The organism is Polaribacter sp. OB-PA-B3, from assembly GCF_054589375.1.
Genome location: NZ_BAAIIX010000003.1, coordinates 219,734 through 245,025, shown reverse-complemented (window position 1 = coordinate 245,025; position 25,292 = coordinate 219,734). Strand labels below are relative to the sequence as shown.

22 protein-coding genes are annotated in these 25,292 nt (G+C 29.0%); 14 read left to right on the top strand and 8 right to left on the bottom strand.

The genetic code is table 11. From position 1 onward, the window contains the following. Positions 1 to 18 precede the first annotated feature (18 nt). Positions 19 to 180: a hypothetical protein gene (locus ACYPV9_RS08260; RefSeq protein ID WP_299064944.1), complete on the top strand. Its 162-nt coding sequence runs from the start codon at positions 19 to 21 to the stop codon at positions 178 to 180. Positions 181 to 825: 645 nt separating this feature from the next. Here the strand turns inward: ACYPV9_RS08260 and ACYPV9_RS08255 are convergent. Beyond that, entirely contained in the window at positions 826 to 1,701 is an 876-nt protein-coding gene (locus ACYPV9_RS08255) for a TIGR01777 family oxidoreductase (protein ID WP_459742938.1), read from the bottom strand. A gap of 114 nt (positions 1,702 to 1,815) precedes the next feature. Between ACYPV9_RS08255 and ACYPV9_RS08250 the strand changes: the two genes are divergently transcribed. Both ACYPV9_RS08250 and ACYPV9_RS08245 read left to right on the top strand, forming a co-directional pair. Continuing rightward, positions 1,816 to 2,940, top strand: a complete 1,125-nt coding sequence (locus tag ACYPV9_RS08250) for a vWA domain-containing protein (protein ID WP_459743058.1) — start codon at positions 1,816 to 1,818, stop codon at positions 2,938 to 2,940. Between the two features lie 77 nt (positions 2,941 to 3,017). Continuing rightward, entirely contained in the window at positions 3,018 to 4,484 is a 1,467-nt protein-coding gene (locus tag ACYPV9_RS08245; RefSeq protein ID WP_459742936.1) for a MoxR family ATPase, read from the top strand. A 35-nt stretch (positions 4,485 to 4,519) separates the two neighbouring features. Here the strand turns inward: ACYPV9_RS08245 and ACYPV9_RS08240 are convergent, their stop codons facing one another. The 5 genes from ACYPV9_RS08240 to ACYPV9_RS08220 all read right to left on the bottom strand — a co-directional run bounded on the left by ACYPV9_RS08240 (position 4,520) and on the right by ACYPV9_RS08220 (position 8,938). Further along, positions 4,520 to 5,008, bottom strand: coding sequence for a YdeI/OmpD-associated family protein (locus tag ACYPV9_RS08240; protein ID WP_299064940.1), 489 nt, complete (start codon positions 5,006 to 5,008; stop codon positions 4,520 to 4,522). 1 nt (position 5,009) lies between these two features. After that, positions 5,010 to 5,591: a YdeI/OmpD-associated family protein gene (locus ACYPV9_RS08235; protein ID WP_459742934.1), complete on the bottom strand. Its 582-nt coding sequence runs from the start codon at positions 5,589 to 5,591 to the stop codon at positions 5,010 to 5,012. Beyond that, positions 5,575 to 6,366, bottom strand: coding sequence for a M23 family metallopeptidase (locus ACYPV9_RS08230; RefSeq protein WP_459742932.1), 792 nt, complete (start codon positions 6,364 to 6,366; stop codon positions 5,575 to 5,577). Before ACYPV9_RS08230 ends, ACYPV9_RS08235 begins: the two co-directional genes overlap by 17 nt. A 1-nt stretch (position 6,367) precedes the next feature. Continuing rightward, positions 6,368 to 7,696: a M28 family peptidase gene (locus ACYPV9_RS08225; protein WP_459742930.1), complete on the bottom strand. Its 1,329-nt coding sequence runs from the start codon at positions 7,694 to 7,696 to the stop codon at positions 6,368 to 6,370. Between the two features lie 120 nt (positions 7,697 to 7,816). Beyond that, positions 7,817 to 8,938 (bottom strand): DUF2914 domain-containing protein, encoded by a 1,122-nt coding sequence (locus tag ACYPV9_RS08220; protein ID WP_459742928.1) that lies wholly within the window; start codon positions 8,936 to 8,938, stop codon positions 7,817 to 7,819. Between the two features lie 149 nt (positions 8,939 to 9,087). Here ACYPV9_RS08220 and yaaA point away from each other — a divergent pair, with 149 nt between their 5' ends. After that, positions 9,088 to 9,846 (top strand): peroxide stress protein YaaA, encoded by a 759-nt coding sequence (gene yaaA, locus ACYPV9_RS08215; RefSeq protein ID WP_459742926.1) that lies wholly within the window; start codon positions 9,088 to 9,090, stop codon positions 9,844 to 9,846. Next, positions 9,846 to 10,220 carry a ribosomal maturation YjgA family protein gene (locus tag ACYPV9_RS08210; protein ID WP_459742924.1) on the top strand — a complete coding sequence of 125 codons (375 nt, stop codon included), beginning with the start codon at positions 9,846 to 9,848 and terminating at the stop codon, positions 10,218 to 10,220. The genes yaaA and ACYPV9_RS08210 overlap by 1 nt, the downstream gene beginning before the upstream one ends. On the opposite strand, the gene ACYPV9_RS08205 is transcribed toward ACYPV9_RS08210, so the two are convergent. Next, positions 10,217 to 11,641, bottom strand: coding sequence for an L-serine ammonia-lyase (locus tag ACYPV9_RS08205; RefSeq protein ID WP_459742922.1), 1,425 nt, complete (start codon positions 11,639 to 11,641; stop codon positions 10,217 to 10,219). The two genes, ACYPV9_RS08210 and ACYPV9_RS08205, sit on opposite strands and share 4 nt — an antisense overlap. Before the next feature lie 89 nt (positions 11,642 to 11,730). Next, on the bottom strand, positions 11,731 to 12,072 hold the full coding sequence (locus ACYPV9_RS08200) for a DUF2853 family protein (RefSeq protein WP_077811369.1): 342 nt from the start codon (positions 12,070 to 12,072) through the stop codon (positions 11,731 to 11,733). 239 nt (positions 12,073 to 12,311) lie between these two features. Here ACYPV9_RS08200 and dnaK point away from each other — a divergent pair, with 239 nt between their 5' ends. From dnaK to ACYPV9_RS08155, 9 genes are all read left to right on the top strand, one after another. Beyond that, the gene (gene dnaK, locus ACYPV9_RS08195) at positions 12,312 to 14,219 is read left to right on the top strand and encodes a molecular chaperone DnaK (protein WP_459742919.1); all 1,908 of its coding nucleotides are present in this window, start codon (positions 12,312 to 12,314) and stop codon (positions 14,217 to 14,219) included. A gap of 240 nt (positions 14,220 to 14,459) precedes the next feature. Then, positions 14,460 to 17,354 (top strand): sensor histidine kinase, encoded by a 2,895-nt coding sequence (locus ACYPV9_RS08190; protein WP_459742917.1) that lies wholly within the window; start codon positions 14,460 to 14,462, stop codon positions 17,352 to 17,354. Positions 17,355 to 17,358: 4 nt separating this feature from the next. Next, the gene (locus tag ACYPV9_RS08185; RefSeq protein ID WP_299064931.1) at positions 17,359 to 18,111 is read left to right on the top strand and encodes a LytR/AlgR family response regulator transcription factor; all 753 of its coding nucleotides are present in this window, start codon (positions 17,359 to 17,361) and stop codon (positions 18,109 to 18,111) included. A gap of 112 nt (positions 18,112 to 18,223) precedes the next feature. Next, positions 18,224 to 20,785, top strand: a complete 2,562-nt coding sequence (locus ACYPV9_RS08180; protein WP_459742914.1) for a T9SS type A sorting domain-containing protein — start codon at positions 18,224 to 18,226, stop codon at positions 20,783 to 20,785. Between the two features lie 93 nt (positions 20,786 to 20,878). Continuing rightward, positions 20,879 to 21,766 (top strand): metallophosphoesterase, encoded by an 888-nt coding sequence (locus tag ACYPV9_RS08175; RefSeq protein WP_459742912.1) that lies wholly within the window; start codon positions 20,879 to 20,881, stop codon positions 21,764 to 21,766. A gap of 6 nt (positions 21,767 to 21,772) precedes the next feature. Further along, positions 21,773 to 22,297, top strand: coding sequence for a hypothetical protein (locus tag ACYPV9_RS08170; protein ID WP_459742910.1), 525 nt, complete (start codon positions 21,773 to 21,775; stop codon positions 22,295 to 22,297). 64 nt (positions 22,298 to 22,361) lie between these two features. Next, complete coding sequence (locus ACYPV9_RS08165) at positions 22,362 to 23,657, top strand: NAD(P)/FAD-dependent oxidoreductase (protein WP_459742908.1); 1,296 nt, start codon at positions 22,362 to 22,364, stop codon at positions 23,655 to 23,657. Positions 23,658 to 23,659: 2 nt separating this feature from the next. Further along, on the top strand, positions 23,660 to 23,968 hold the full coding sequence (locus ACYPV9_RS08160; protein ID WP_299064926.1) for a hypothetical protein: 309 nt from the start codon (positions 23,660 to 23,662) through the stop codon (positions 23,966 to 23,968). A 350-nt stretch (positions 23,969 to 24,318) separates the two neighbouring features. Then, complete coding sequence (locus tag ACYPV9_RS08155; protein ID WP_459742906.1) at positions 24,319 to 25,236, top strand: AraC family transcriptional regulator; 918 nt, start codon at positions 24,319 to 24,321, stop codon at positions 25,234 to 25,236. Positions 25,237 to 25,292 lie beyond the last annotated feature (56 nt).

Here is a 25,292-nt window from a genome sequence, read left to right as displayed (position 1 = left end):
CCTATACATTCAATAATAATGGAAAGTAACAAAGACATTACAAGAAAAGAAGCCATAAAAAAAATTGGTAATTACGGTAAATATGCAGCTTTAACTGCTCTAGGAACCTATATGATTCTTAATCCACAAAAAGCACAAGCTCAATCGCCACCACCAGAATCTCCTGGTTCTAACTTTTAATACAATTTTATACATGATTTTTTAAAAGTCTAATTAACCCCAGATACTTTTAAAATCATAAAAAGAAAGACGAACTATTTAGTTCGTCTTTTTTATTGTTTGATAATTTAAAATATTTAATACAATCAAATTAGTAAAATATTGATAAGAAAATTTAAATATTCTTTTAACAAATACTTATTACTGAAAAAAACACAAATTTCAGGGTGTTTTTCCTGTATAAAATACTTAGAACAAATTAAAAATCACCTACTTAAGTACCATAAAATAGAAAACGAAAACGTTTTTGATAAGACGAAAACGTTTTCGTTTATCATAATTTTTTTTTCATTGAAGAATCTGTAATAATTTTACACCATAGAAAAACAATATACATATAATCAATAAATTAATACAAAAAAACTCTATACCCCCATGTTTGACTAGAGGTTTAAACGAAGCCCTAACTTCGTTATTCTCAATTCCCCTAGATTTTATAGTTTATAAAGTAAGCCCCCAATTATTTTATAAGTTATTAAAAACAAATAAAGACGAACCCCTAAGTTCGTCTTTATCATTTTTAAACTACAACATTCAAAGCATTCCCCCAAACACTTTAAATATGATAGCACTTACTTAATACCAATAAATATTAAGTACTTTTTATTAAATTTTATGTAATGCTTTTTCTAAACTTTCAAATTGATATCTAAAACCATATTTTAAAACTTTATTAGAAGATAATCGACTACCTTTTAAAAGAATCACAGCCAATTCACCAAAAATTAATTTTAATAAAAAACCAGGTACGGCAATAGGTAAATAAGGTCTATTCACAGACTTTGCCAATATTTTTGAAAAAGATTTACTTGTGTGAGATTCTGGTGAAACTGCATTAAAGACACCTGAAAAACCTTGTTCTACTGCTTTTATATATAAATAACATAAATCTTCTATATGAATCCATGGCATGTACTGGTTTCCCGATCCTAATGGAGAAATTATAGGCGTTTTCATTTTTTCTAATGCACCACCTTTGCTGGATAATACAATACCTGTTCTTAAAATTGTAACAGATACATTTAATTCTTTAAATTTATTTGCAGCATTTTCCCAATGTAAACAAACCTTTCCTAAAAAATCATTGCCGGCAGAGTCTTCTTCTTTAAATATTTTATCTACAGTTTTGGCTCCGTAATAATTACTACCAGAAGCAGAAATGAATCCTTTTAATTGAATATCTAATTTTTTTACTTTATCAAAAAGTAAATTTGCAGTCTCTACCCTACTATCAATAATAATCTGTTTTCTTTCATCTGTCCATCTTTTATCTGCAATACCAGCACCTGCTAAATGTATAATATAATCTACACCAGTTAATGCGTTTTCATCAATATACTTATTCGATACATCCCACTTATATTCATTATTTGCAGAAGGCTTTCTACTAAGAATCCTAACTTCATGCTTGTTCGCTAACAATAACTCTGTTAACTTACTACCAACTAAACCTGTTCCTCCTGTAATTAATATTGTAGACATACGACAAATATATATAATTTTGTTTAATCTTTTTGTATTTTTGTAAAACAATGATGTTTTTATATTAACTTTTTAGAAAGAATTACAAAAACTTAATGTTGTATTTTTATGATGATGAAAAAAAATAAAATAAGAAAAGGATTTGTTTTTAAATCTTACGAAGCAGAAAACATTTCTCCTTTTGAAAAACTTTTCGAAATATTTAAAGAACTAATTACACATACTTCTGGTGATTTTGAAGAAGCCATCGATTGGTTAAGATCTTTGGATATAGAGTATAAATTAACTGATGAAAATTATACTATAGATGATTTTGTTGAAGACTTAAAAAAGAAAGGCTATATCAAAGAAGAAATTGATGGTAACGGAGTTGGTGGCACAAAAATTACTGCCAAAACAGAACGTGCTATTCGTCAACAAGCATTAAATCATATTTTTGGTAAAATTAAAAGAAGTGGTTCAGGTAATCATAAAAGTAAATCACCTGGTATTGGAGATGAACATACTGGAGACTTTAGAGCATACCAATTTGGAGACGCCCTTGACAAAGTTTCTATGACAGAGAGTATTAGAAACGCTCAAGTAAATAACGGAATTAGCGATTTTAATTTAACAGAAAATGATTTGGTGGTTGAAGAAACACTGCATAAAAGTCAAATGAGTACGGTTTTAATGATAGACATTAGCCATTCGATGATTTTATATGGTGAAGACAGAATTACGCCTGCAAAGAAAGTTGCCATGGCTTTGGCTGAATTAATTACAACAAGATACCCAAAAGATACTTTAGATATTATCGTTTTTGGTAATGATGCTTGGTCTATTAAAATAAAAGATTTACCCTACTTACAGGTTGGTCCTTATCACACAAATACTGTTGCAGGATTAAATTTAGCTATGGATTTGTTAAGGAGAAAAAGAAACACCAACAAACAAATATTTATGATTACAGACGGTAAACCAAGTTGCTTGCGTTTACCCGATGGTCAATATTATAAAAACAGTAATGGTTTAGATAAATACATTGTAAACAAATGTTATGCAATGGCGCAACAAGCTAGAAAATTACATATTCCTATTACAACCTTTATGATTGCACAAGACCCTTATTTAATGCAGTTTGTTAGAGCATTTACGCAAGCAAATCAAGGAAAAGCATTTTATACAGGTTTGAAAGGTTTAGGAGAAATGATTTTTGAAGACTACGAAACCAATAGAAAAAAACGAATTAAAGGATAAATAACACAAGTAGTAAAAACAGAAACATAAAAGTTTTATTACTGCAAGCGAAAGAGAATAGCTAAAAGAAAAATCAAATGGATATAAGCGGCATAAATACATTAGGAGATTTAAAAAAATCTGGATACGAATCTAAATCAATAAAAGACGAATTAAGAGAAAACCTCATCAGTAAAATGATGAATAAAGAAACGGTTTTTAAAGGCGTACATGGTTACGAGAATACTGTAATACCAGAATTAGAAAGAGCTATCTTAAGTAAACATAACATCAATTTATTAGGTTTACGTGGGCAAGCAAAAACAAGATTGGCAAGATTGATGTTAACATTGTTAGACGAATACATTCCGGTTGTAAAAGGTTCTGAAATTAATGACGATCCCTTAAATCCAATATCGAGATTTGCAATAGAATTAATTAAAGATAAAGGAGATGACACCCCTATATTTTGGTTGCATAGAAACGAACGTTTTGCAGAAAAATTAGCAACGCCAGATGTTACTGTAGCCGATATTATTGGTGATGTAGACCCTATAAAAGCGGCAAATTTAAAATTGAGTTATGCTGATGACAGAGTAATTCATTACGGAATGATACCAAGAGCAAACAGATGTATTTTTGTAATTAATGAATTGCCAGATTTACAAGCAAGAATACAAGTGGCTTTGTTTAATATTTTACAAGAGGGAGATATTCAAATTCGTGGTTTTAAATTAAGATTGCCTTTAGATATGCAATTTGTATTTACTGCAAATCCAGAAGATTATACAAACAGAGGTAGTATTGTTACACCTTTAAAAGATAGAATTGGCTCTCAAATTCTTACACATTATCCTGCAGATATAGAAACAGCTAAAATAATTACTGCGCAAGAAGCAAATAAAGTTGCATCGCAAAAAGAATTTATAGAAGTGCCTGAGTTGGCAAAGGATTTATTAGAACAAATTGTTTTCGAAGCTAGAGATAGTGAATACATCGATGCCAAAAGTGGTGTAAGTGCTAGGTTAAGTATTTCTGCTTTTGAAAACTTACTAAGTACAGCCGAAAGAAGAGCAATTATATCTGGCGACTCTAAAACAATGATTCGTTTAAGTGATTTTGACGGAATAATACCTGCTATTACTGGTAAAGTAGAATTGGTTTATGAAGGTGAACAAGAGGGCGCACATGTGGTTGCAGAAAAATTAATAAAAACTGCTATCAAAAATCTCTTTCCTGATTATTTTCCTGAAATTAAAAAATTGGAAAAACAAGAAGAAGAATCTCCTTATGACACCATTGTTTCTTGGTTTTTTAATGTTGATACTGATTTTGAATTATTAGATGATTATACTGATAAGCAATATAAAAAAGAATTAGATAAAATAGAACCGTTGCAAAAGTTGATTACAAAGTATCAACCAAACATAAATGAAACAGACACTTATTTTATGAAAGAATTTGTGCTGTGGGCTTTGGTAGAATATAATAAACTTAGCAAACACAGATTTACTGAAGGTACACAATTTAAAGATCCTTACGGTAACTTTATAAGTGGTTTGTAAAAATTAAAAGAAGCGAGAAATCGCTTCTTTTTTTTTTAATCTAACTTAAACATTTTAATTGGCTCATGATTTCCGCGCTTTAAATTTTCGCACATAATCAAAGATTTATCAATTTTTTGTTGACTCGTTTTATAACGAAGCACTCCGTAGATTATACTTCTTTTTTTACCAGCTGTAAAACTTTCAAAAATTTGATTAGCATCAAAATCACTCATTAAAACAGCTTCTAGTTCTTCTGGCATTTCTACACCATATTTAGAAGTATCTTGAAAAAGTTGAATGTAAAACTCATCTCCTAAAGACAATCCCAATTCTTTTTGTTTCTGTTTACTAAGCATCATTTTATAATCCCCAGAAATTTTGTCTTTTTTTATTGCAGCGTAAAAATTAAGTTGAATATTATTAAAAACTAATGCAACCTTAACACGATTCTTTAATTTATCTACAAAGGGTTTATAAACCGAATTAGGTATAATTATGTTACGAATATTTGTGTGTACTAACTTAAGTTTTTCAGTTTGCATATTACCAATTTCCTCTAGATTTAATATTTTTTTCGCAAAGAGATATTATTTCTGCAATTCTTTTTTCTTTAGTATTCTTTCTTTTTGCTTGGTTTAACCAATACAAAAAGCTTTTTCTATAACTTGGTGCAAAATTATTAAAGTTATCAAAAGCTGTTTTATTTTTATTAAACTCAATTTGTAAATCATCTGGAATAATACCTTTTTCAACTTCATCTAAAACATTCCAAGAACCATTTTTCTTTCCAATATCAATTATTTCTAAACCACTTTTATGCATTAAGTTATTAGAAATTAACTCTTTTACATATTTTTTGTTTAAAGCACTCCAAACACTTTTAAGGTTTCGTTTACAAAAATATTGTCTTCTTTTTCCGTTTCCTAAGCTTTTAATAGTAGAATCTATCCAACCAAAACATATCGCTACTTTTACCGCTTCTTCCCATCGCATAGATGCTTCTTCATTTTCAATTTTATAAAAAATTAAATAAACACCTTGCTGTTTTTGATGATTATCTGCAAGCCAATTCCTCCACTCTACATCGTTTTTAAAATATAATTCTGGCTTAGTTGTTTTTTGCATACATACCTTTTTTATAATTAACAGAAGGAACAGCGTTTAAGGTAAAAGGAATTGAAACCAAACCATTTTTTGTTGGCTTATAAATAGTGAAATGCAAATGCGGTTCTGAAGAAAAACCTGTATTACCAGAATAACCAATAATTTGACCTTTTTTAATCGAATCCCCTTTTTTAACCAACACTCCATTTTTCTTAAAGTGCGCATATTGAACATAAGTACCATCATTATGCATACCAAAAACAATATTTGCTTTGTTTAAATACTTTTTACTTGTACCATTTTTTTCGAAATGATTTTTTACATCTACTACAATAGCGTCTCTAATTGCACAAATTTCTTCACCAATGTTCATCTTAAAATCTAAAGCATATTTAGAAGTAATTTTATAATGTGAAAAACTACCAAAATTTGCCTGAAGTACTCTATATCGTTTACCCTTTAAAAATGGCAATTGATAATTATAGAGTGTATCATATCTCTTTAAATTAGAAACACCATAATAACCATAAAATTTATAATTCTCTAATATATAATTTGTATCAACAATAGACTTATTAAATTTTAATAGAACTTTTTCGTCCAATTTATCTATATCTACAAACCGTTCAGTAGTATTATTATCTATTATTTTAATAAATATATTAGAAACATTTTTATTTTTAGTAGTAACAAATATTGAATCTGAAGTTATATTGAATTTAACATAGTTCGGTTTTTTATATGCTTCTGAACAAGAAACAAATAGGAAACTGATAACTAAAATTCTTAAAATCACTTTATCTCCATATTTTATTCGGAAAAACAACAACACTTTCGTGCCCGTTTTCGCTTACGGCAGATACACCAAAAAAGAAATTATCTATAACAATACCGTCTAAAGTAAATTCTGTTGTTTCTACATATCTAGAATAATCCCAAGTTGGCGATGTTGTGTCTCTCCAATAAATTTTGTAGCCTTTAGCCCCTTCTACTTTGCTCCATTTTAATTTTGCACTAGCTTGAACTATTCCGCCAATGGCAACTTCTTTGGGTGCTTCTGGAGCCCAAGCTAAACTTGCTAAATTAATTGCATTTACAGCGGTTAATTTTTTTGCATACGGAAAATTAACGTGCTCAAAAGTATCACCGTAATTAATTCCGTTTTCGGTTCTAATATCTTGGTGCTGTTGTGTATAATTTTCATGAGCTTCCATAATTCTAATTCCGGCAAAACCTAAATCGTTAAAAGGTCTATGATGTCCACCTCTTCCAAATCTATCTAATCTGTAAATCATCATCGGATTCATTTCTGGCATATATGTTTTTACATTTTTATGAATATATCTTGCTAATTGTCTAGAAATACCGTCTACTTCTCCACCATAAAAACGCCTCATTCTTCTTTTTCTTTCTGATTCATTTGCTGGTACTGGTTCAGAAAAAATTCTAAAAGACCTGTTGTCAATTACTCCATCAACTCCTTCGATATTACCAATCATATCATTATTTAAAACCCCAATAATATCCCAATTATTTTCTTTTGCATATTTGGCCAAACCTGCACCTCCAAAAAGACCTTGTTCTTCGCCAGAAAGACCAACATAAATAATACTACTTTCAAATTTATATTTACTTAAAACCCTTGCCGCTTCAATAGTTCCTGCCATTCCAGATGCGTTGTCATTTGCTCCGGGTGCATCCGTTGTAAAATCCATTGTATTGCTAGCTCTAGAATCGATATCACCACTCATAATTACATATTTGTTTGGATATTTTGTTCCTTTTTGAACTGCAACAACATTTACAACCCAAGCATCATGTGGTACTCTTCCGTTTCCTTTTTTTGTTACAAAATCTTTCTGATAAAACACATCAATGCAATTGTTACAATCTTTAGAAATAGATTCAAATTCAGATTTTATCCATCTTCTTGCGGCTCCGATACCTCGTGTATTAGAAATAGTATCAGAAAATGTGTTACGAGTACCAAACTCTGTTAACCTTTTAACATCAGCTTTAATTCTATCCGCAGAAACAGCATTAATAATATCGTAAATTTTGGCATCTGTTTGTGCTGAAAGTGCTACTGAAACAAATAAGAATAATAGTGTTGTAATTTTTTTCATGATTGAAGTATTTCAAGATTTAAAAGCATTTGTTTTAAATCTATAAAGTTGAATGAATTTGAATGATTTGTTAAAAATAAGAATTTCTAAATAGATATAAAATCTACAACCTAGATCGTTTTAAAATTCTCTAACTTTTAAGTTGGTTTTTCTTGAAGATTTATCTGTCTTTATATTAAAATCTACCACACCTAAAACCAAATCTTCTTCTGTAACTACCTCTACCTTCCACATACCATCATTTACGTTATTTTTATAACTATAACCTCTATAACCACTGTCTCTTCCTCCGGTAATTTCAAAACCTATTTTATCTAGGTTCTGCCAACTATTGGTAGTTTCATTATACCTTTTCCATTGATGGTATATTTTCTTTTTTAGATCTGTAGGTGCAAATATTGAAGTAAAAATATAAACGGGTTTATTAATAGTTCTATTAAAATCTATTTTATGATCTCGCCAAAAAATATACCAATCATCTACTTCGTAAGAAACCTTGTACTTACCCGACTCTATTTTAATATTATGAGCTACCACACCTTTATCTAATGCTAAAGGAACAGGCGGAATCAGTCTGAAATAATAAAAAGTATTGATTAATAGATAAATACTAAAAATTAACCCAATCATTTTCCATTTTACCATTTCTACTCTTGTAGAATAACTATTTCGGTAAACAAGAATTATTAATAAAAATGTAGAAACTAAACTTATTAAACCAGAAATTAAAAATATTTCTGTGCTCATTTCCTTTAAAACTACCGGAATAAAAAAACTTAAAAAAGTAAAATTCACAAAATAATAAGCGCCAAACTGCAAGTATTTATTAGAAACTCTTTTCTTAAAAAATTCGTTTGCAAATAATAAAAAGAGTAAAATGAGAAAGAAAGATGCCGTTTTTGATAAGGAAACACTTCTAGAGAAATATATAACATAAGCACTTGTTAATCCTCCCAGAAAAAACTGAATCGCTAACGGTAAATAAGCTTCATATTTTCTAAAAAAGGTGTTATTCCATTTTTCTCCATCAACTAAGTTGTAAACATAAATACTTACTGTTAAAAGTGTAATATATGTACATAAGATTACAATATCATACAATCTATCAATTCTTCCCAGCGTTAAAGAATCCCAAATAAATCCACCCATAAAAAAAAATACCGGAGCATATTTTTGGTGGCTTTTTACATACTTATAAAAGCGTGATTCTCTGTATTGAAATTTCTCTCTAATTTTTATCATTAAAAATCATAAATTTTCTTTGTGAAGATAAATAAATTTTATCGATACAAACATCAAAATTTACTACATATTTAGTACTATTTTATAGACAATCATTTGTATTTTTATCAAACAAAATTACAAGTCTAATTTTTCAATTTTAAATAAAAATGAAAATCATAATATCACCAGCAAAGTCTCTAGATTTTGAAAGCAAAGCATCTACAGAAATCTTTACACAACCACGTTTTTTAGATAAATCTGAAAAATTGAACAAAAAATTAAAATCAATTTCTAAAAATAAATTATCAGAATTAATGAAAATTTCTGATGATTTAGCTGCACTTAATTATGATAGAAATCAAGCCTGGAGCACTCCTTTTACAAAAGAGAATGCCAAACAAGCTATTTATTCTTTTACCGGAGCCGTTTTTCAAGGAATTGATGTAACAACTTTAAAAGAAGATAAAATACCTGTAATGCAAGAAAAACTTAGAATTCTTTCTGGCTTGTATGGTTTACTAAAACCTTTAGATTTAATTCAACCATATCGCTTAGAAATGGGAACAAGATTAAAAGTAGGCAAAACAGAAAATTTGTATAAGTTTTGGGGTAATGATTTAGCAGATTCTCTTAATAACGAATTAACTGATGACGAATTACTTGTAAATTTGGCAAGCTCAGAATATTTTAAAGCATTACCAAAAAAGACATTAAAACTGCCAATGATAACGCCTGTTTTTAAAGACTTTAAAAACGGACAGTATAAAACAATTATGACGTATGCCAAAAAAGCCCGTGGTTTAATGGTACGTTATATTATAGAAAACGATGTTAAAACTATAGAAGGTTTAAAAGGCTTTAATGTTGATAAATATCGTTTTTCGGAAGAGATGTCTTCTGGTAACGATTTGGTATTTACAAGATAATGCAAGTCAATAAAAAATATCTTTTAATCTTTTTACTGATACTTTTTATAGAGGTCTTTATTGCTTTATTTGTAAGAGACCAATTTATAAGACCTTTTATAGGCGATGCATTGGTAACTGTTTTACTGTTTGCTTTTTGTAGAATATTTTATAAGGGCAGCTCAATAAAATTAGCTATGGCCGTTTTAATATTCTCATTTACCATAGAGTTTTTCCAATTCTTAAAATTGATAGAAATTATTGGTTTACAAAATAACAAAATAGCGGTTACTGTTTTAGGCGCAACTTTTGATTGGTTAGACCTTTTAGCTTACTTTTTAGGAGTTTTAATTTCTTATTTTATTGATAAAAAATTAAATACTCCTAAAAATTAACAATCTACCATTCTAACTGTTACAGCCAAACCACCTTCAGATGTTTCTTTGTAGTTCTTATTCATATCTTTTGCAGTTTCCCACATGGTATCGATTACTTTATCTAAATGTACTAAAGATTCTTTAGGATTGGTTTCTAGGGCAATTTCTGCTGCATGAATCGCTTTTATTGCGCCCATCGAATTACGTTCTATGCAAGGTACTTGTACCAAACCACCAATAGGATCGCATGTTAAACCCAAGTGATGCTCCATTGCTATTTCTGCTGCAGATAGAGATTGAGCAGGTGTACCACCCAATAATTCTGTTAATGCACCGGCTGCCATTGCAGATGAAACGCCAATTTCTGCCTGACAACCACCCATTGCCGCAGAAATTGTAGCATTTTTCTTAAAAATACTACCAATTTCACCAGCAGTTAATAAGAATTGTTTAATTTGTTTAAAATCTGCTTCATGATTTTCTATAACCAAATAATACATCAATACTGCCGGAATAACACCTGCGCTTCCGTTTGTTGGCGCTGTAACTACCCTTCCTAAAGAAGCATTTACTTCGTTAACAGATAATGCAAAACAGCTTACCCATTTTAAGATTTCTCTAAATTTTACTTCTGTACTTCTAATTGCCTTAATCCATTCTTTCGGGTTTTTGTAGGTTGCATCTTTTATTAATTTTTGATGCGTACCAAAGGCTCTTCTCTTTACATTTAAACCTCCAGGTAAGGTACCTTCTGTATGACAACCAATATACATGCACTCTAGCATTGTATCCCAAATTCTAGACAATTCTGCATCAATTTTTTCTGCGGAATTTATTTCTAATTCATTTTTAAAAACAATATCAGAAATTAATAAATTTTCTTTTTCACAATATTCTTCTAACTGTATTGCTCTATTTATTGGATACGGAAAATTCTTTTTATTGATTTCTATTTCTTCTTCTAAATGATCATTTTCTTGAACAATAAAACCGCCACCAATAGAAAAATAAGTTTCTGTTGAAATTTCTTCACCTTTACAAAAACCTCGAAAAGTTAAACCATTTGAATGAAATGGTAAGAAATCTCTATTAAAAACAATAGAATCTTTATAAAAAGGTATTGTTTTTCCTCCTTTAAAATAGAGTTCTTCTTGCGTGTTAATTCTATCAACAATTATAAAAACGTCTTCTATTGGTATATACTCAGGGTCTGCTTCACTTAAACCTAATAAAATTGCCAAATCTGTAGCATGCCCTTTACCTGTTAAAGATAAAGAACCGTACAAATCTACTTTTACAGCATCTAACTTTTCTAAAAGATTATGCTCTCTTAACGTTTTAACCCACTGTTCTGCAGCACGCCAAGGACCCAATGTATGTGAACTAGATGGGCCAACGCCAATCTTTAACATATCAAAAACACTAATAAATTGCGACATTCGTAAAAATGATTAATAAATATGCTGTAAATGTAAAAAATCCAACTCAATGAGTTGGATTTTTTTATATAATTTAAAAAGATATATTTCTACATTCCGTAAACAGACTCTTTATTAAACTCTTTAGCTAACATATAGTAAACAACTGCTCTGTATTTATTTCTTTCAGATTTACCAATTGCATCTACAACTTTAGCAATAGCTTCGTCCAATTTTGGTCCATCTTCTAAACCTAACTTCTTCATTAAGAAATTTTTCTTAACAGTTAATAATTCTTTTGCATCAGAACCAGAGACAGTTTCTGCATCTCTTTTATAAATAGATGGTCCTAAACCTTTAGTTACCGCTTTTAATAAATCAGCATCATAACTTAGACCTTTTTCGTCCATAAACTTAGAATACTGTGCTACTTTCTCGTCAAATTTACTCATGATTTTTTGTTTATTTTTTAAAAAATTAATTGAACTATCCAAATATAAGGAATTTAAAATTGTATTCAAATATTCTTTGTGTTCAATAAATTAGACGCAATTTATGTCATAATGTCACATAAATAATTCGTCATTTTTAAAAAAAACTGACATTTAACAAGAAAAAACTAGTTGGCACACCCTTTGACTGTAGTGTGAATGTAAAATTGAATTTAAAAAATTAATATAAAATAATTATTATGAGTAAAATAATTGGAATCGATTTAGGAACAACAAACTCTTGTGTTTCTGTAATGGAAGGAAATGAGCCAGTTGTAATTCCTAATGCCGAAGGAAAAAGAACTACACCATCTATTGTTGCCTTTGTAGAAGGAGGAGAACGTAAAATTGGTGACCCTGCAAAAAGACAAGCAGTAACAAACCCAACTAAAACTGTTTCTTCTATCAAACGTTTTATGGGTAATAAATTTTCTGAATCTTCTAACGAAGTTAAAAGAGTACCTTATAAAGTAGTAAAAGGTGATAATGATACACCTAGAGTAGATATTGATGGTCGTTTATATACACCTCAAGAAATTTCTGCAATGGTGCTTCAAAAAATGAAAAAAACTGCTGAAGATTATTTAGGATCTGATGTAACTTCTGCTGTAATTACAGTACCTGCATATTTTAACGATGCACAAAGACAAGCTACTAAAGAAGCAGGAGAAATTGCTGGTTTAAAAGTAGAAAGAATTATTAACGAGCCTACCGCTGCTGCATTAGCTTATGGTATGGACAAAGCAAATGATGATAAAAAAATTGTTGTTTTTGATTTTGGTGGTGGTACACATGATGTATCTATCTTAGAATTAGGAGACGGAGTTTTTGAAGTTTTAGCTACTGATGGTGATACTCACTTAGGTGGTGATGATGTTGATGCTAAAATTATAGATTGGTTAGCTGCAGAATTTAAAGCTGATGAAAACATGGATTTAACTACAGATCCGATGGCTTTACAGCGTTTAAAAGAAGCTGCAGAAAAAGCGAAGATTGAATTATCTTCTTCTGCTTCAACAGAAATTAACTTACCGTATATTACAGCAACAGCAAGCGGACCAAAACACTTAGTTAGAACTTTAAGCAGATCTAAATTTGAGCAGTTAATTGATGATTTAATTAAAAGAACTATTGAGCCATGTAAAACTGCATTAAAAAATGCTGATTTATCAACTTCTGAAATAGATGAAATTATTTTAGTTGGTGGTTCTACTAGAATACCTGCAATACAAGAAGCTGTAGAAAAATTCTTTGGTAAAGCGCCAAGTAAAGGTGTAAACCCAGATGAGGTTGTTTCTTTAGGAGCAGCAATACAAGGTGGAGTTTTATCTGGAGATGTTAAAGATGTATTATTATTAGATGTTACACCTTTATCTTTAGGTATCGAAACAATGGGGAATGTTTTCACTAAATTAATAGATGCAAACACAACTATTCCTACAAAAAAATCTCAAGTATTCTCTACTGCTGTAGATAATCAACCATCTGTAGAAATTCACGTTTTACAAGGTGAAAGAGCAATGGCAGCAGATAACAATACAATTGGTCGTTTCCATTTAGATGGTTTACCACCAGCGCAAAGAGGTGTACCGCAAATTGAAGTTACTTTTGACATTGATGCCAATGGTATTATTAAAGTTTCTGCTTTAGATAAAGGAACAAACAAATCTCACGAAATTAGAATCGAAGCTTCTTCTGGTTTATCTGAAGAAGAAATCGAGAAAATGAGACAAGACGCAGAAGCAAATGCAGAGGCTGATAAAGCTGCTAAAGAAACTGCAGAAAAAGTAAATGGAGCTGACTCTATGATCTTTCAAACAGAAAAGCAATTAAAAGAATTTGGTGATAAATTATCTGATGATAAAAAAGGACCAATTGAAGCTGCTTTAGTAGAATTAAAAGCTGCTCATGAATCTAAAGACTTAGCACAAATTGACGCTGCTATGGAAAAGATTAATGAAGCTTGGAAAGTTGCCTCTGAAGAAATGTATGCTGCAGAACAAGCTGCAGGTGGCGCAGATGCAGGTGCACAACAAGGTCAACCAGAAGCTAGTAATGCAGATCAAGGTGACAACGTAGAAGATGTAGACTTCGAAGAAGTTAAGTAAGCTGATAAAATAAAACGCTTATGCTAATTTAATTTTAGCATCTTTAAAAAAAGAAAATTATATTTTTAAATATATGAAAACGCAATCATTAATTTGATTGCGTTTTTTCTTTGTGATAAACTCGCTACAAATAATTAATTTAATACAAAGAACTATTCATTACAAGAAATAAACGCTTCACTAAAAAATTGAAAACTAAAGTATTTAAATTAGTAAATTTATAACCAAATTTAAACCCTATTGAAATTACTAAGAATTTTATACTTATTTCTTATTTTTTGTAATGCTATTTCTAGTAACGCACAAGAACCAGTATCTATACATTTAACAGATAAAGATGGTTTACCAGACATAGAATTTTATTCTATGATAGAAGATGAAGATGGTTTTATTTGGTTCGCATCAGATAAAGGGCTGCATAGATATGACGGAAAAGTATTTAAGCAATTCTCTCATCCAGATAAAAAAGGAAGATCTCTTTTTAACCTAAAAATTGATTCGAAAGGAAGAATTTGGTGTAATAATATTGCAGGCCAATTTTTTTATGTAGAAAATGATAAACTTGTTTTATTTAACGATTATCAAAAAGAATTAAAAGGTCAACTTGCAGACTATAACTTCTTTAATAAAAAATTGTTAATAAGGCAGCGAGACAATATTGTTTGTATAAATATCAATACAAAAAAGAGAGAATCTATTTTTAGTAAAGCAAATACTACTAGCATAGGGATTACATTGCCCAACAAGTACCTTTTTTTAAATAGAGATAATAACGTTGTATTGTTAGATACTCTGTTTAAAAAATCTAAATTTAAATTAAAGAACAAAGAAAAACTCACATATTTTTCTCATTTTACAATACATAACAATAATGTATTAATTGCTTTTAAAGACAACATCTTAAACAAGTCGCTATTAGTTTCTTTAGATATAGAACGTAAATCTACAACTCAAATTAAACTTCCACCAAAATTAAAAAACTCTAAAATTGATAGAATAACAATTATCAATAATCAATTATACATAGCAACTAATAAAGGAATTTTTATTACAGAATTTAATCAAGGCCAATTAATTCTTAAGACTCATTTTTTAAAAGATAAAATGATAACCGATATTATTGAAGATAAAAATAATATCATTTGGGTAGCTACATTAAAGAATGGTGTATTTGTAATACCTAATAAAAATCTAAAGCAATATAACACTTTTAAAAACGTACAAATTATAGAGAAAAAAAACGATTCTATTTGTTATTTAGCCAAAAGAAATGGAGAGTTATTAGAACTAAATATTAAAACAAATAAGCTACATAAAAATTTAGTTACAGATAAAACTCCAATAAGAGCTTTAAGCTATAATAAAAACAACAACACACTTCTGTACTTATCCGACTATCAAAATTTAGTTTATTTTGGTAATTCTAATCAAAAAAGAAAATTAAATAAATTCGGTTCTATAAAATCTGTAACTTTTATTAAAGACACTACGTATCTTATTAGCTCTTCATCGGGTACAAAAGTTGTTCATTCTAAAAAGAGTCACGAAATTAGTCATATTAGATCTCACGAATCTATTTATTCTAAATTAAATAAAAAAATATTCTTAGCAGATGTAGAAGGTTTAAAAGTTTATGATGAAAATTATTTAAGAGAACCAAACATTACTTATAACAATAAACCTATTTATGGTTTTAATATTGTAGAAACAAACAATGGGCTAATATGGGTTGCAACATATGATAACGGTATTTTAGGTATTCAAAACAATAAAGTTATCTATATTTTAAATGAAAAAAATGGTCTTGCATCTAATGATATTAATTGTATAACTGCAGATAATGAAAGTTTGTGGATTTCTACAGATAAAGGTTTGCAATATTATAATAGCAACTTAAATGAAGTAAAAGTATTAACCAAGCAAGACGGTATAAACTCTTATAAAATTAAAGATTTAGAAATTTTAGGTGATTTTTTAATATACACCAATAATTTAGGTGTTTATGGCTTTAATAAGACTAAGATTTTTAAGCAGAAGAAGCCACCATCTATTTATATTACAAAGATATCTATTCAAGAAAAACCAGTAGAAATTAAAAAAAAATATGTTTTAAATTACGATAAAAGTAATATTGATATAAGTTTTAACACCAAAGAATTCCAATCTGTTAAACATACTATTTATGAATATAAATTTGCAAAAGATAAAGATTGGACGGTTTTAAGGGAAGAAGTAGATTTTGTTAAATTTATAAATTTAGCACCAGGTAGTTATATCTTTCAATTACGCGGAAAAAATAAATTTAGTAAGAATTATTCGGAAACAATAAAATTAAATTTTGAAGTACTTGCCCCAATTTATCAAAGATGGTGGTTTATTTTAATTGGTTTGCTTTTAATTGTACTGCTAACGATTACTTATGTAAACACAAAAACAAAAAGGTTAAAAAGATTGCAGGCAAAAGAATTAGAAAAAGAGAGAATTAGTAAAGCTTTGGTTTTTTCTCAATTAGAAAATCTTAGATCGCAAATGAATCCTCATTTTATATTTAACGCTTTAAATTCTATTCAGGATTACATCATTTTAAACGAAAAAAAATTAGCTAGACAGTATTTAGTTAAATTTTCTAGATTAATAAGAACCTATTTAGAACACAGCCAAGAAACAAATATTACTCTAGAAGAAGAAATTAAAGCGTTAAAACTCTATTTAGAATTAGAAAAAGATAGATTTAATAACGAACTTATTTTTACTATTTCTGTAGATGATAAAGTAAACACAAAAACAATATTTGTACCTTCTTTATTTATACAACCTTATGTAGAAAATGCCATAAAACATGGCTTATTACATAAAAATGGTTGTAAACTTTTAAATTTATATTTTTCATTGAATTCAACAAACAAAAAAATTATTTGTACTGTTGATGATAACGGAATTGGCAGAAACGCCTCTGAGATTATAAAGAATAGAACTAAATTTCCTAAATCTTTTGCAACAAAAGCAAACCAAAAAAGAATAGATCTCATAAACTCTACAACTTCAGAAAAGATAGAAATAGAAATTATAGATAAATTAGACAACGCTAGTAACCCAAAAGGCACCAAAGTAATACTTAAAATACCAATACAATAAGTTTATGAAAGTTTTAATAATAGATGATGAAAGCCATGCTAGAAATGTTTTAGCCACATTGTTAGAAGAAGAATGCAATGGTATAGATACTATTTATCAAGCCTCTAATTTAAGTGAAGGTGTATCCATCATAAAATCAAAAAAACCTCAACTCGTTTTATTGGATATTGAAATGCCCCAACAATCTGGTTTAGAAATCTTAGATTATTTTAAAGGTGAACCCATAGATTTTAAAATAGTATTTACAACTGCCTATAATCAATACGCAATTGAGGCGTTTAAAACTTCTGCCGTAGATTATTTACTTAAACCTATAGATTCTGATGAACTAAAATCTGCTGTAAATAAAGTAAAAGCAATATCAGAAAACTTATCAGTAAAAGATAAAATACTAACTTTAGAAAAATCTTTTCAGCAATTAGCACTTAATAAAATTGCGTTAGACTTACCAAGAGGTATTAAGTTTATATCGCATGACAAAATTTTATTTTTTGAGGCAGATGGTGTATACACTAAAGTGCATTTGATTAATGGCTCATCAGAAACCATTTGTAAAACTTTAAAACATTTTACAGATCAATTAGCAAACAAACCTCTTTTTTACAAACCTCATCGTTCCTATTTAATTAATTTAAAATTTATGGACGAACTTATTAAAAAAGACGGAATACACATTGTTATGCAAAATAAAAGAACCATACCAATTGCCAGAGATAGAAAAGATGCGTTTTTAAAAATGGTTAATAATACATTTTAGCACTTTAATAAAATTTACGGTTCACTAAATTTTTTAAACGGTTCACAAAATAATTTACTCTAACAACTAGTACTTTTTTCATTTTTACATCAACAAATTAAAAAAAGAAAAAATGAAATTAAAATTACTATTATTAGTGTTATTTGTAACGGTAACAACTTTTGGACAAAACTGGTCTCAAGTTGGTACAACACAATTTACCAACTTTGCCTCTGATGGCGCCATAGCAACAGACCCATCAACAGGTGAACCATATGTAGCTATTGTAGAACCGCTAAGTTCTAGTAAAATATCTGTTAAAAAGTTTGATGGTACGAATTGGGTTCCTCAAGGTACATTGGTAGGTGAAAATGCAATAAATATAGCTTTAGCCATTAATCCTATCAACAATCAACCAGTAGTTGCATATAGAGACACAACAGATTCTACTTTGTATGCCTATACATTTAATGGTACATCTTGGTCTTTGATAATGAATTATAATGTTACTCTTAAAAACCATAAAGTTCAAATTCAATTTAACGCAGCGGGTGATATGCGATTTTCTGGACATGAAAGCAATGATAGATTTGTAGTTGTTGAAAAGAAAGTATCGGGTTCTATAACCAAATATTCGGCTCCTAAATATTTTGGTACAGAAAACAAGTTCGATTTTAATTCATTTAATAGGTTTTATATCGCCAATAGAGTAAATCAAACAAGAACAGCATGGGAAATGCATAAAATTTCTGTTGACAGATACGGTGTAACAGACTTTACAATTAGACCAAATACATACAGAGGAAACCCAGAATTAACTCTAAAAAATATTTCTGGAATATCTGATAATGATTATGTTGCTGCTTTCGATATATCTGCTAGATATAATAATACAAGTGGTATGACAGAACCTGTTAATGAGGTAGTAATCTATAATAACACATCCGAAGTAAAAAGAATTGGTGCCATAAATGATATTGTTCAATTCAGAAAAAACTTTGTAAATAATCAATTATATATCATGTATGCAGAAAAAAATTCTGCAGAAATCTCTTTCCAAAGCTATAATTCTAATACGAGCAGTTGGTCTAACTTACCAAACACATCAATTATTAGTAACAGCTCTAACTTTTTTATAAATATGACCATAGACAAAGTAAACGGCTCTATTTATATAATTTACTCAGACGGAACAAAAGCCTCGGTTAAGAAGTTTACAATAATTAAACCTGCTAATCAAGCTATAATTTATGTAGATAAAAACTCGTCGAATGTAAATGGAAACGGAAGCTCTTGGGCAAATGCAAATATTAGTTTACAAAGTGCTCTAGAAAATATTAGCAGTTCAACTACAGAAATTTGGGTTGCTAAAGGAACGTATACACCAGACGCTTCTGACAGAACAAAATCTTTTAACATAATTTCGAATAACAGTATAAAGTTATATGGAGGTTTTGATGGAACAGAAACCTTAATTTCAGAAAGAGACGTTGAAAACAACCCGACAATTTTATCTGGAGATTTAAATAATGATGATTTTGGTGCAATTACATTTACTAACGCTACTATGGCAGAAAATAGTTACAATATTGTAAAGGTTAGTGCAGAAGATGTTTTAATAGATGGTTTTACAATTAAAGGTGGATTTGGAAACGGCCCCTCGGCAATTGAAAAAGAAGGAAGCGCAATAACACTTTTACCATCTGTAAAAAACTTTGTTTTAAATAATAGTAATATTTTAAACAATTCTAATAGTCGTGGCGGAAGTATAAAAGCTATCGATGGTTCTTCTAATGTTTCAGTGCTATTTTCAAATTCAGTTTTTGGTAATAATTTAGGTGCTTTTGCCAATGTTTTTTACTGTAGACCAAATACTGGTAAAACATTAAATTTCACGAGTATAAACTCTCTTTATGTAAACAATATTACAGATAATGTAAATGGTTCTGGAGTTATTTGGTTTAGAAATGATAGAGCTTCATCTAAAATAAATGCAAAATTTATAAATGACACATTTGCTAACAATACAGGTGATAGAGTACCATCTGCTGGTAATGATTTACCAATTATTAATGTAGGGTTATCAAGCGGTACTGTTAAAACAGATATCTCAAATAGTATATTTTGGAATAACACAGACGGAAATGGTGATATTATACCAGTACTAGGTAGAAATGGCAACGAACCTTATCCTTCGGTTACAGACATGCTTGTGAGTAATAGTCTAGATTCTGATAATTTTTCTAAAGTAACTTACAAACAGAATATTATAACATCAGACCCTTTATTTAAAAACTCAAAAGTTTTTAGTTTACAAGCAAACTCTCCTGCTATAAATATGGGAGATAACTCTAAAATACCCGCAGATATTAACGCAGATATACTTGGTAATACAAGAATATTTGATACAACTGTAGATCTGGGAGCTTATGAGTTTGGAGCTTCTGCTGTAGCAGGATTAGATGATATAAATAAAATTGAATTTTCGGTGTACCCAAACCCAACAATAAATACTTTAAATATTAAGATAAAAGAAGATATAAAGCTAGTTGAAGTATATAATTTACAAGGACAAAAAGTACTTTTAAGCAGACTAAAAAAAATAACCACTAGCAAACTTAGTACCGGAATTTACCTTTTAAAAATTACAACAACAGGTAATAATATTGGCGTAAAAAGATTTGTAAAAGAATAAAATCCCCCAAAAAAAGAAAAAGTCAATAAAACGCAATCATTAAATTGATTGCGTTTTTTTGTATTGTAATATATTTGTAAAAAATATACAACAATGAAAAAAGTATTCTTCATATTCATTTTCCTAATCAGTATTGTTTCTTGTCAGAAAGAAGAAAATACTAACTTCAAAATTGGTGTAATTTCAGACTGCCAATATTGCCATTGTGATGTAAAATGGGATCGTTACTATAAAAAAGCACCTACAAGATTAAAAGAAGCTGTAGCCACTTTAAATAGAGATTCTTTACTTTACACCATTCATTTAGGTGATTTTATTGACAAAGATTTTAAAAGCTTAGATAGTATTTTACCAACTTGGCATAAATTAAAATCAGAAACATATCATGTTTTAGGAAATCATGATTTTGAAGTAAAAGATTCTTTGAAAAAAGAAGTAATTAAAAAATTAAATTTAAAAAATAGATATTACAGTATCGTAAAAAACGGTTGGCGATTTATTGTTTTAGACGGTAATGATTTAAGTTTTTTTGGAGCTCTTTCTAAGGATAAAAAAAGACAAACTGACTCAATTTTTAATTTACTAAAGGATAAAAACCTACCTTTTGTAAAAAAATGGAATGGTGCATTAAGTTTAAAACAATTAAGTTGGATTAAGAATGAATTAGATATTGCAACAAAAAACAACGAAAAAGTAGGGTTTTACTGCCACTTCCCTATCTTTCCAATAGATCAACATAACATTTGGAATAGAGAACAATTCTTAGCGCTAATTAAACCTTATGACAATGTTAAATTTTTCTTTAACGGTCATAATCATGCCGGAGCATATGAGTTAAAAGACAACGTGCATTATTTAACCTTTAAAGGAATGGTAGATACAGAAAACACATCTGCTTTTGCAAACGTAGAATTTAAAAAAGATTCTATAATTGTAAACGGATTTTACAGAGAACCTTCTAGAAAATTAGTGATTAAATAATTACGATTGAAAACCTATAATAAAAGTAATTTTTTTAAACATACTTTTTGTGAATTTACACAAATTGATGATTTCGATTTACCAAAAAAGACTGTTTATGTTAGCAAATCGAATAGTATGTACTTCTATACTGATGAAGGTGTTTATAGAAAATCAAACCATTGGGGAAGAGTTGCTAATTGTAGATGGAAATTGATTGCAAATAAAAATTATAAAAATCAGAATACGGTTACTGCTTTTGCTAAATGGGACGACTTCTACCCTATTAATTCATCAGAAAAAAACTTTTATATTGATGTGAATTTTGATAAAAAAACAGTTGTAATTCGTCCTAAAAAAGAGAAAGAAGTTCTTTATTTATTTTCCTTATCCGAAGCTCAAAAAAGAAGCAAACAAATAATGCATTTATTTAAGAATGATAAATGGGCAAAATATTTTGACAATGATATTGAAATTCTGAGAGTGAAAATTATTGCAGATTTTATCAATTCTAACCTAGCTCTATCAGAAATAAAAAGAAGATTCAAATAAGAAATCATCTGTTTTCTGTAAATTTGTTTTTCTCAATATAAAATCTAAAAGTTTTAACATCAATATGAACATACCACAAACTAGTTTTCCAAGAGTTGTAATTATTGGTGGCGGTTTTGCAGGTTTAGCTGCAGCAAAAGGACTAGAAAAACAAGAGTTACAAGTTGTGCTAATAGATAAACACAATTATCATACTTTTCAACCTTTATTATATCAAGTAGCTACTGGTGGTTTAGAGCCAGATTCTATTGCGTTTCCGTTAAGAAAACGTTTTAATGATGTAGACAATTTCTATTTTAGATTGGCAGAGGTAGATAAAATAGATACAGACAAAAACACTATAGAAACTTCTATAGGCAATTTAGAATACGACGAATTAATTATTGCAACAGGTTCTACAACTAACTTTTTTGGTAATACCAACATCCAAAAATATGCAATGGAAATGAAATCTGTACCTCAATCTTTAAACATTAGAAGTTTAATCTTAGAAAACTTTGAAGAAGCACTTTTAACATCTAATTACGAAGAAAGAAAAGCTTTAATGAATTTTGTAATTGTTGGTGGCGGACCAACAGGCGTTGAGTTGGCTGGTGCTTTGGCAGAAATGAAAAAAGGAATTTTACCTAAAGATTATCCAGACTTAGACATACGTCAAATGCAAATAAATTTAATACAAAGTTCTGGTGAAATTTTAAAAGGAATGAGTGCCCAAGCTTCTGAAAAAGCAGAAGATTTTTTAATAAAGTTGGGCGTTAATGTTTGGAAAAATTTACGAGTTTTAGATTACGATGGTAAAACTGTAACCACGAACGGAGAAGATCATTTTAAAGCAGAAACCGTAATTTGGGCAGCTGGTGTTAAAGGACAAACTATTGATGGTTTAGAAGCAGAATGTGTAATTGAAAGAGCCGCAAGAATTAAAGTAAACGAATACAATCAGGTTTTAAATTATACTAACATTTATGCAATTGGCGACGTTGCTTGTATGTCTAATGACAAAAATCCGTACGGACATCCAATGATGGCACAACCTGCAATACAACAAGGTAATTTAGTTGCCAAAAATATTATTGCTAAATTATTTAATAAAGAGTTAAAACCATTTGTATACAACGATAAAGGTTCGATGGCTACTATTGGAAGAAATAAGGCTGTTGTAGATTTACCAAAATGGAAATTTCAAGGTGTTTTTGCTTGGTTTGTTTGGATGTTTGTTCATCTTTTTTCTTTAATTGGGTTTAGAAATAGAGCCATTGTTTTTTTAAATTGGGTGTATAATTATATTCGTTTCGATAGAGAAACTCGCTTAATAATAAGACCTTTTAAAAATAAAAATTTTTACTCTTTTAAAGAATAATTATGGCTTCTAAAAGAATCGTAAAATGCCCTAATTGTGGTGTATTTAATACAAATAGAGAATATTGTAAAAATTGCAATACTTTAATTTCTCATCAGAAAAAGAGAGAATTAAAAAAACAAGCTGTAGAACAAAAAGAAATAGAAAAAGTAATTTACGAAAAAGAGAATCCTAATTTAGCAGAAAGACTTAAAAATCACTCTAATATTTTTTATAGAATATTCGGTTGGATGTTGTATTCTGTAATTACAATTGTTAGTTTAATTGGTGCAGGTTTGGCTTGGTTTATAGCAATGGTTGCTGCAGGTTAGTATGAAAAAAATATTGTTTTATTATTTTCTTTTTTCTTTAATAACAGGTACTTCTGTTTATTTTTTACAATATTTTGCTATTCGATTACCAAATATAATTCGTTTTTATTTAAATGATTTTTTAATAATTCCCATTGTTTTATATTGTTGCTTAATTGTACTTAAATGGTCTAGAAATGATCCAAATTATAAGTTAAGTTTGCCAATAATTTTATATTTGTGCGTGCTATATAGTGTCTTGTTCGAGTTTGTTTTCCCTAAATTTATGGCAAGATATACCAAAGATTTTATAGACATTATTCTTTATTTTACCGGCGGAATTACGTTTTATATTCTTCAGAAAAAACAACATGAATTCAGGCAAAATAGCAAATCATAATATTGTTCGTTTAAATAAAGCTATAGTATTTATAGAAAATAATTTATCAGAAAAACTGTCTTTAGAAATTATTTCTAAAGAAGTAAATTCTTCTCCTTTTCATTTTCATAGATTATTTAAAATTATTGTCGGCGAAACTTTGCAAAATTTTATAAATAGATATCGAATTGAAAAAGCGGCTTCAATTTTAATTCATCAAAAAGAAAAAAGTATTACAGATGTTGCCATAAATGTTGGTTTTGACAGTTTATCTTCTTTCTCTAAATCATTTAAAAATTTCTACGGAATTTCGCCAAAAAAATTTAAAACCGAAAGTGTTTATAAGTTTAGTCAAATCAACAAAACAGAAAGCAAGATTGGAAAAGTAACTGTTACTTTTGAGCAATATATTTGCAATCTAAATAACACCTTAAATTGGTTAAAAATGAAAACATCACCAGAAATTAAAAAAATACCACGATTAGATTTAGCTTACATTTCTTATAAAGGAAAAATGGAAGCCATTGGCAGTGTATATAATAGATTGGTTAAATGGGCAACGCCAAAAGGATTGATAAATAATGAAACTAGAATGGTAACAATTTACCACGATAGTCCTAAAATTACAGACCCAAATAACCTTAGAATGAGCGCTTGTATGGTTTTAAATGATCCGATTGATTTAGATGGAGAAATTGACCTTAGAATTTTAAGTCCAACAAAATGTATTGTTTCTAGGTTAGAAATTGCACCTCATCAATTTCAGCAAGCTTGGGAAGCATCATTTGCATTTATGGTAAAAACTGGTTACGAAAAATCTAAAACAGATCCTTTTGAAATCTATTACAACAATGCTGCAGAACATCCAGAAAACAAGTTTATTGTAGATTTATGTATTCCTATTAAATAATATTACGGTTCATCAATTAAAAATTACAACTCGGTACTTGTTTTTATTTTTAAGAT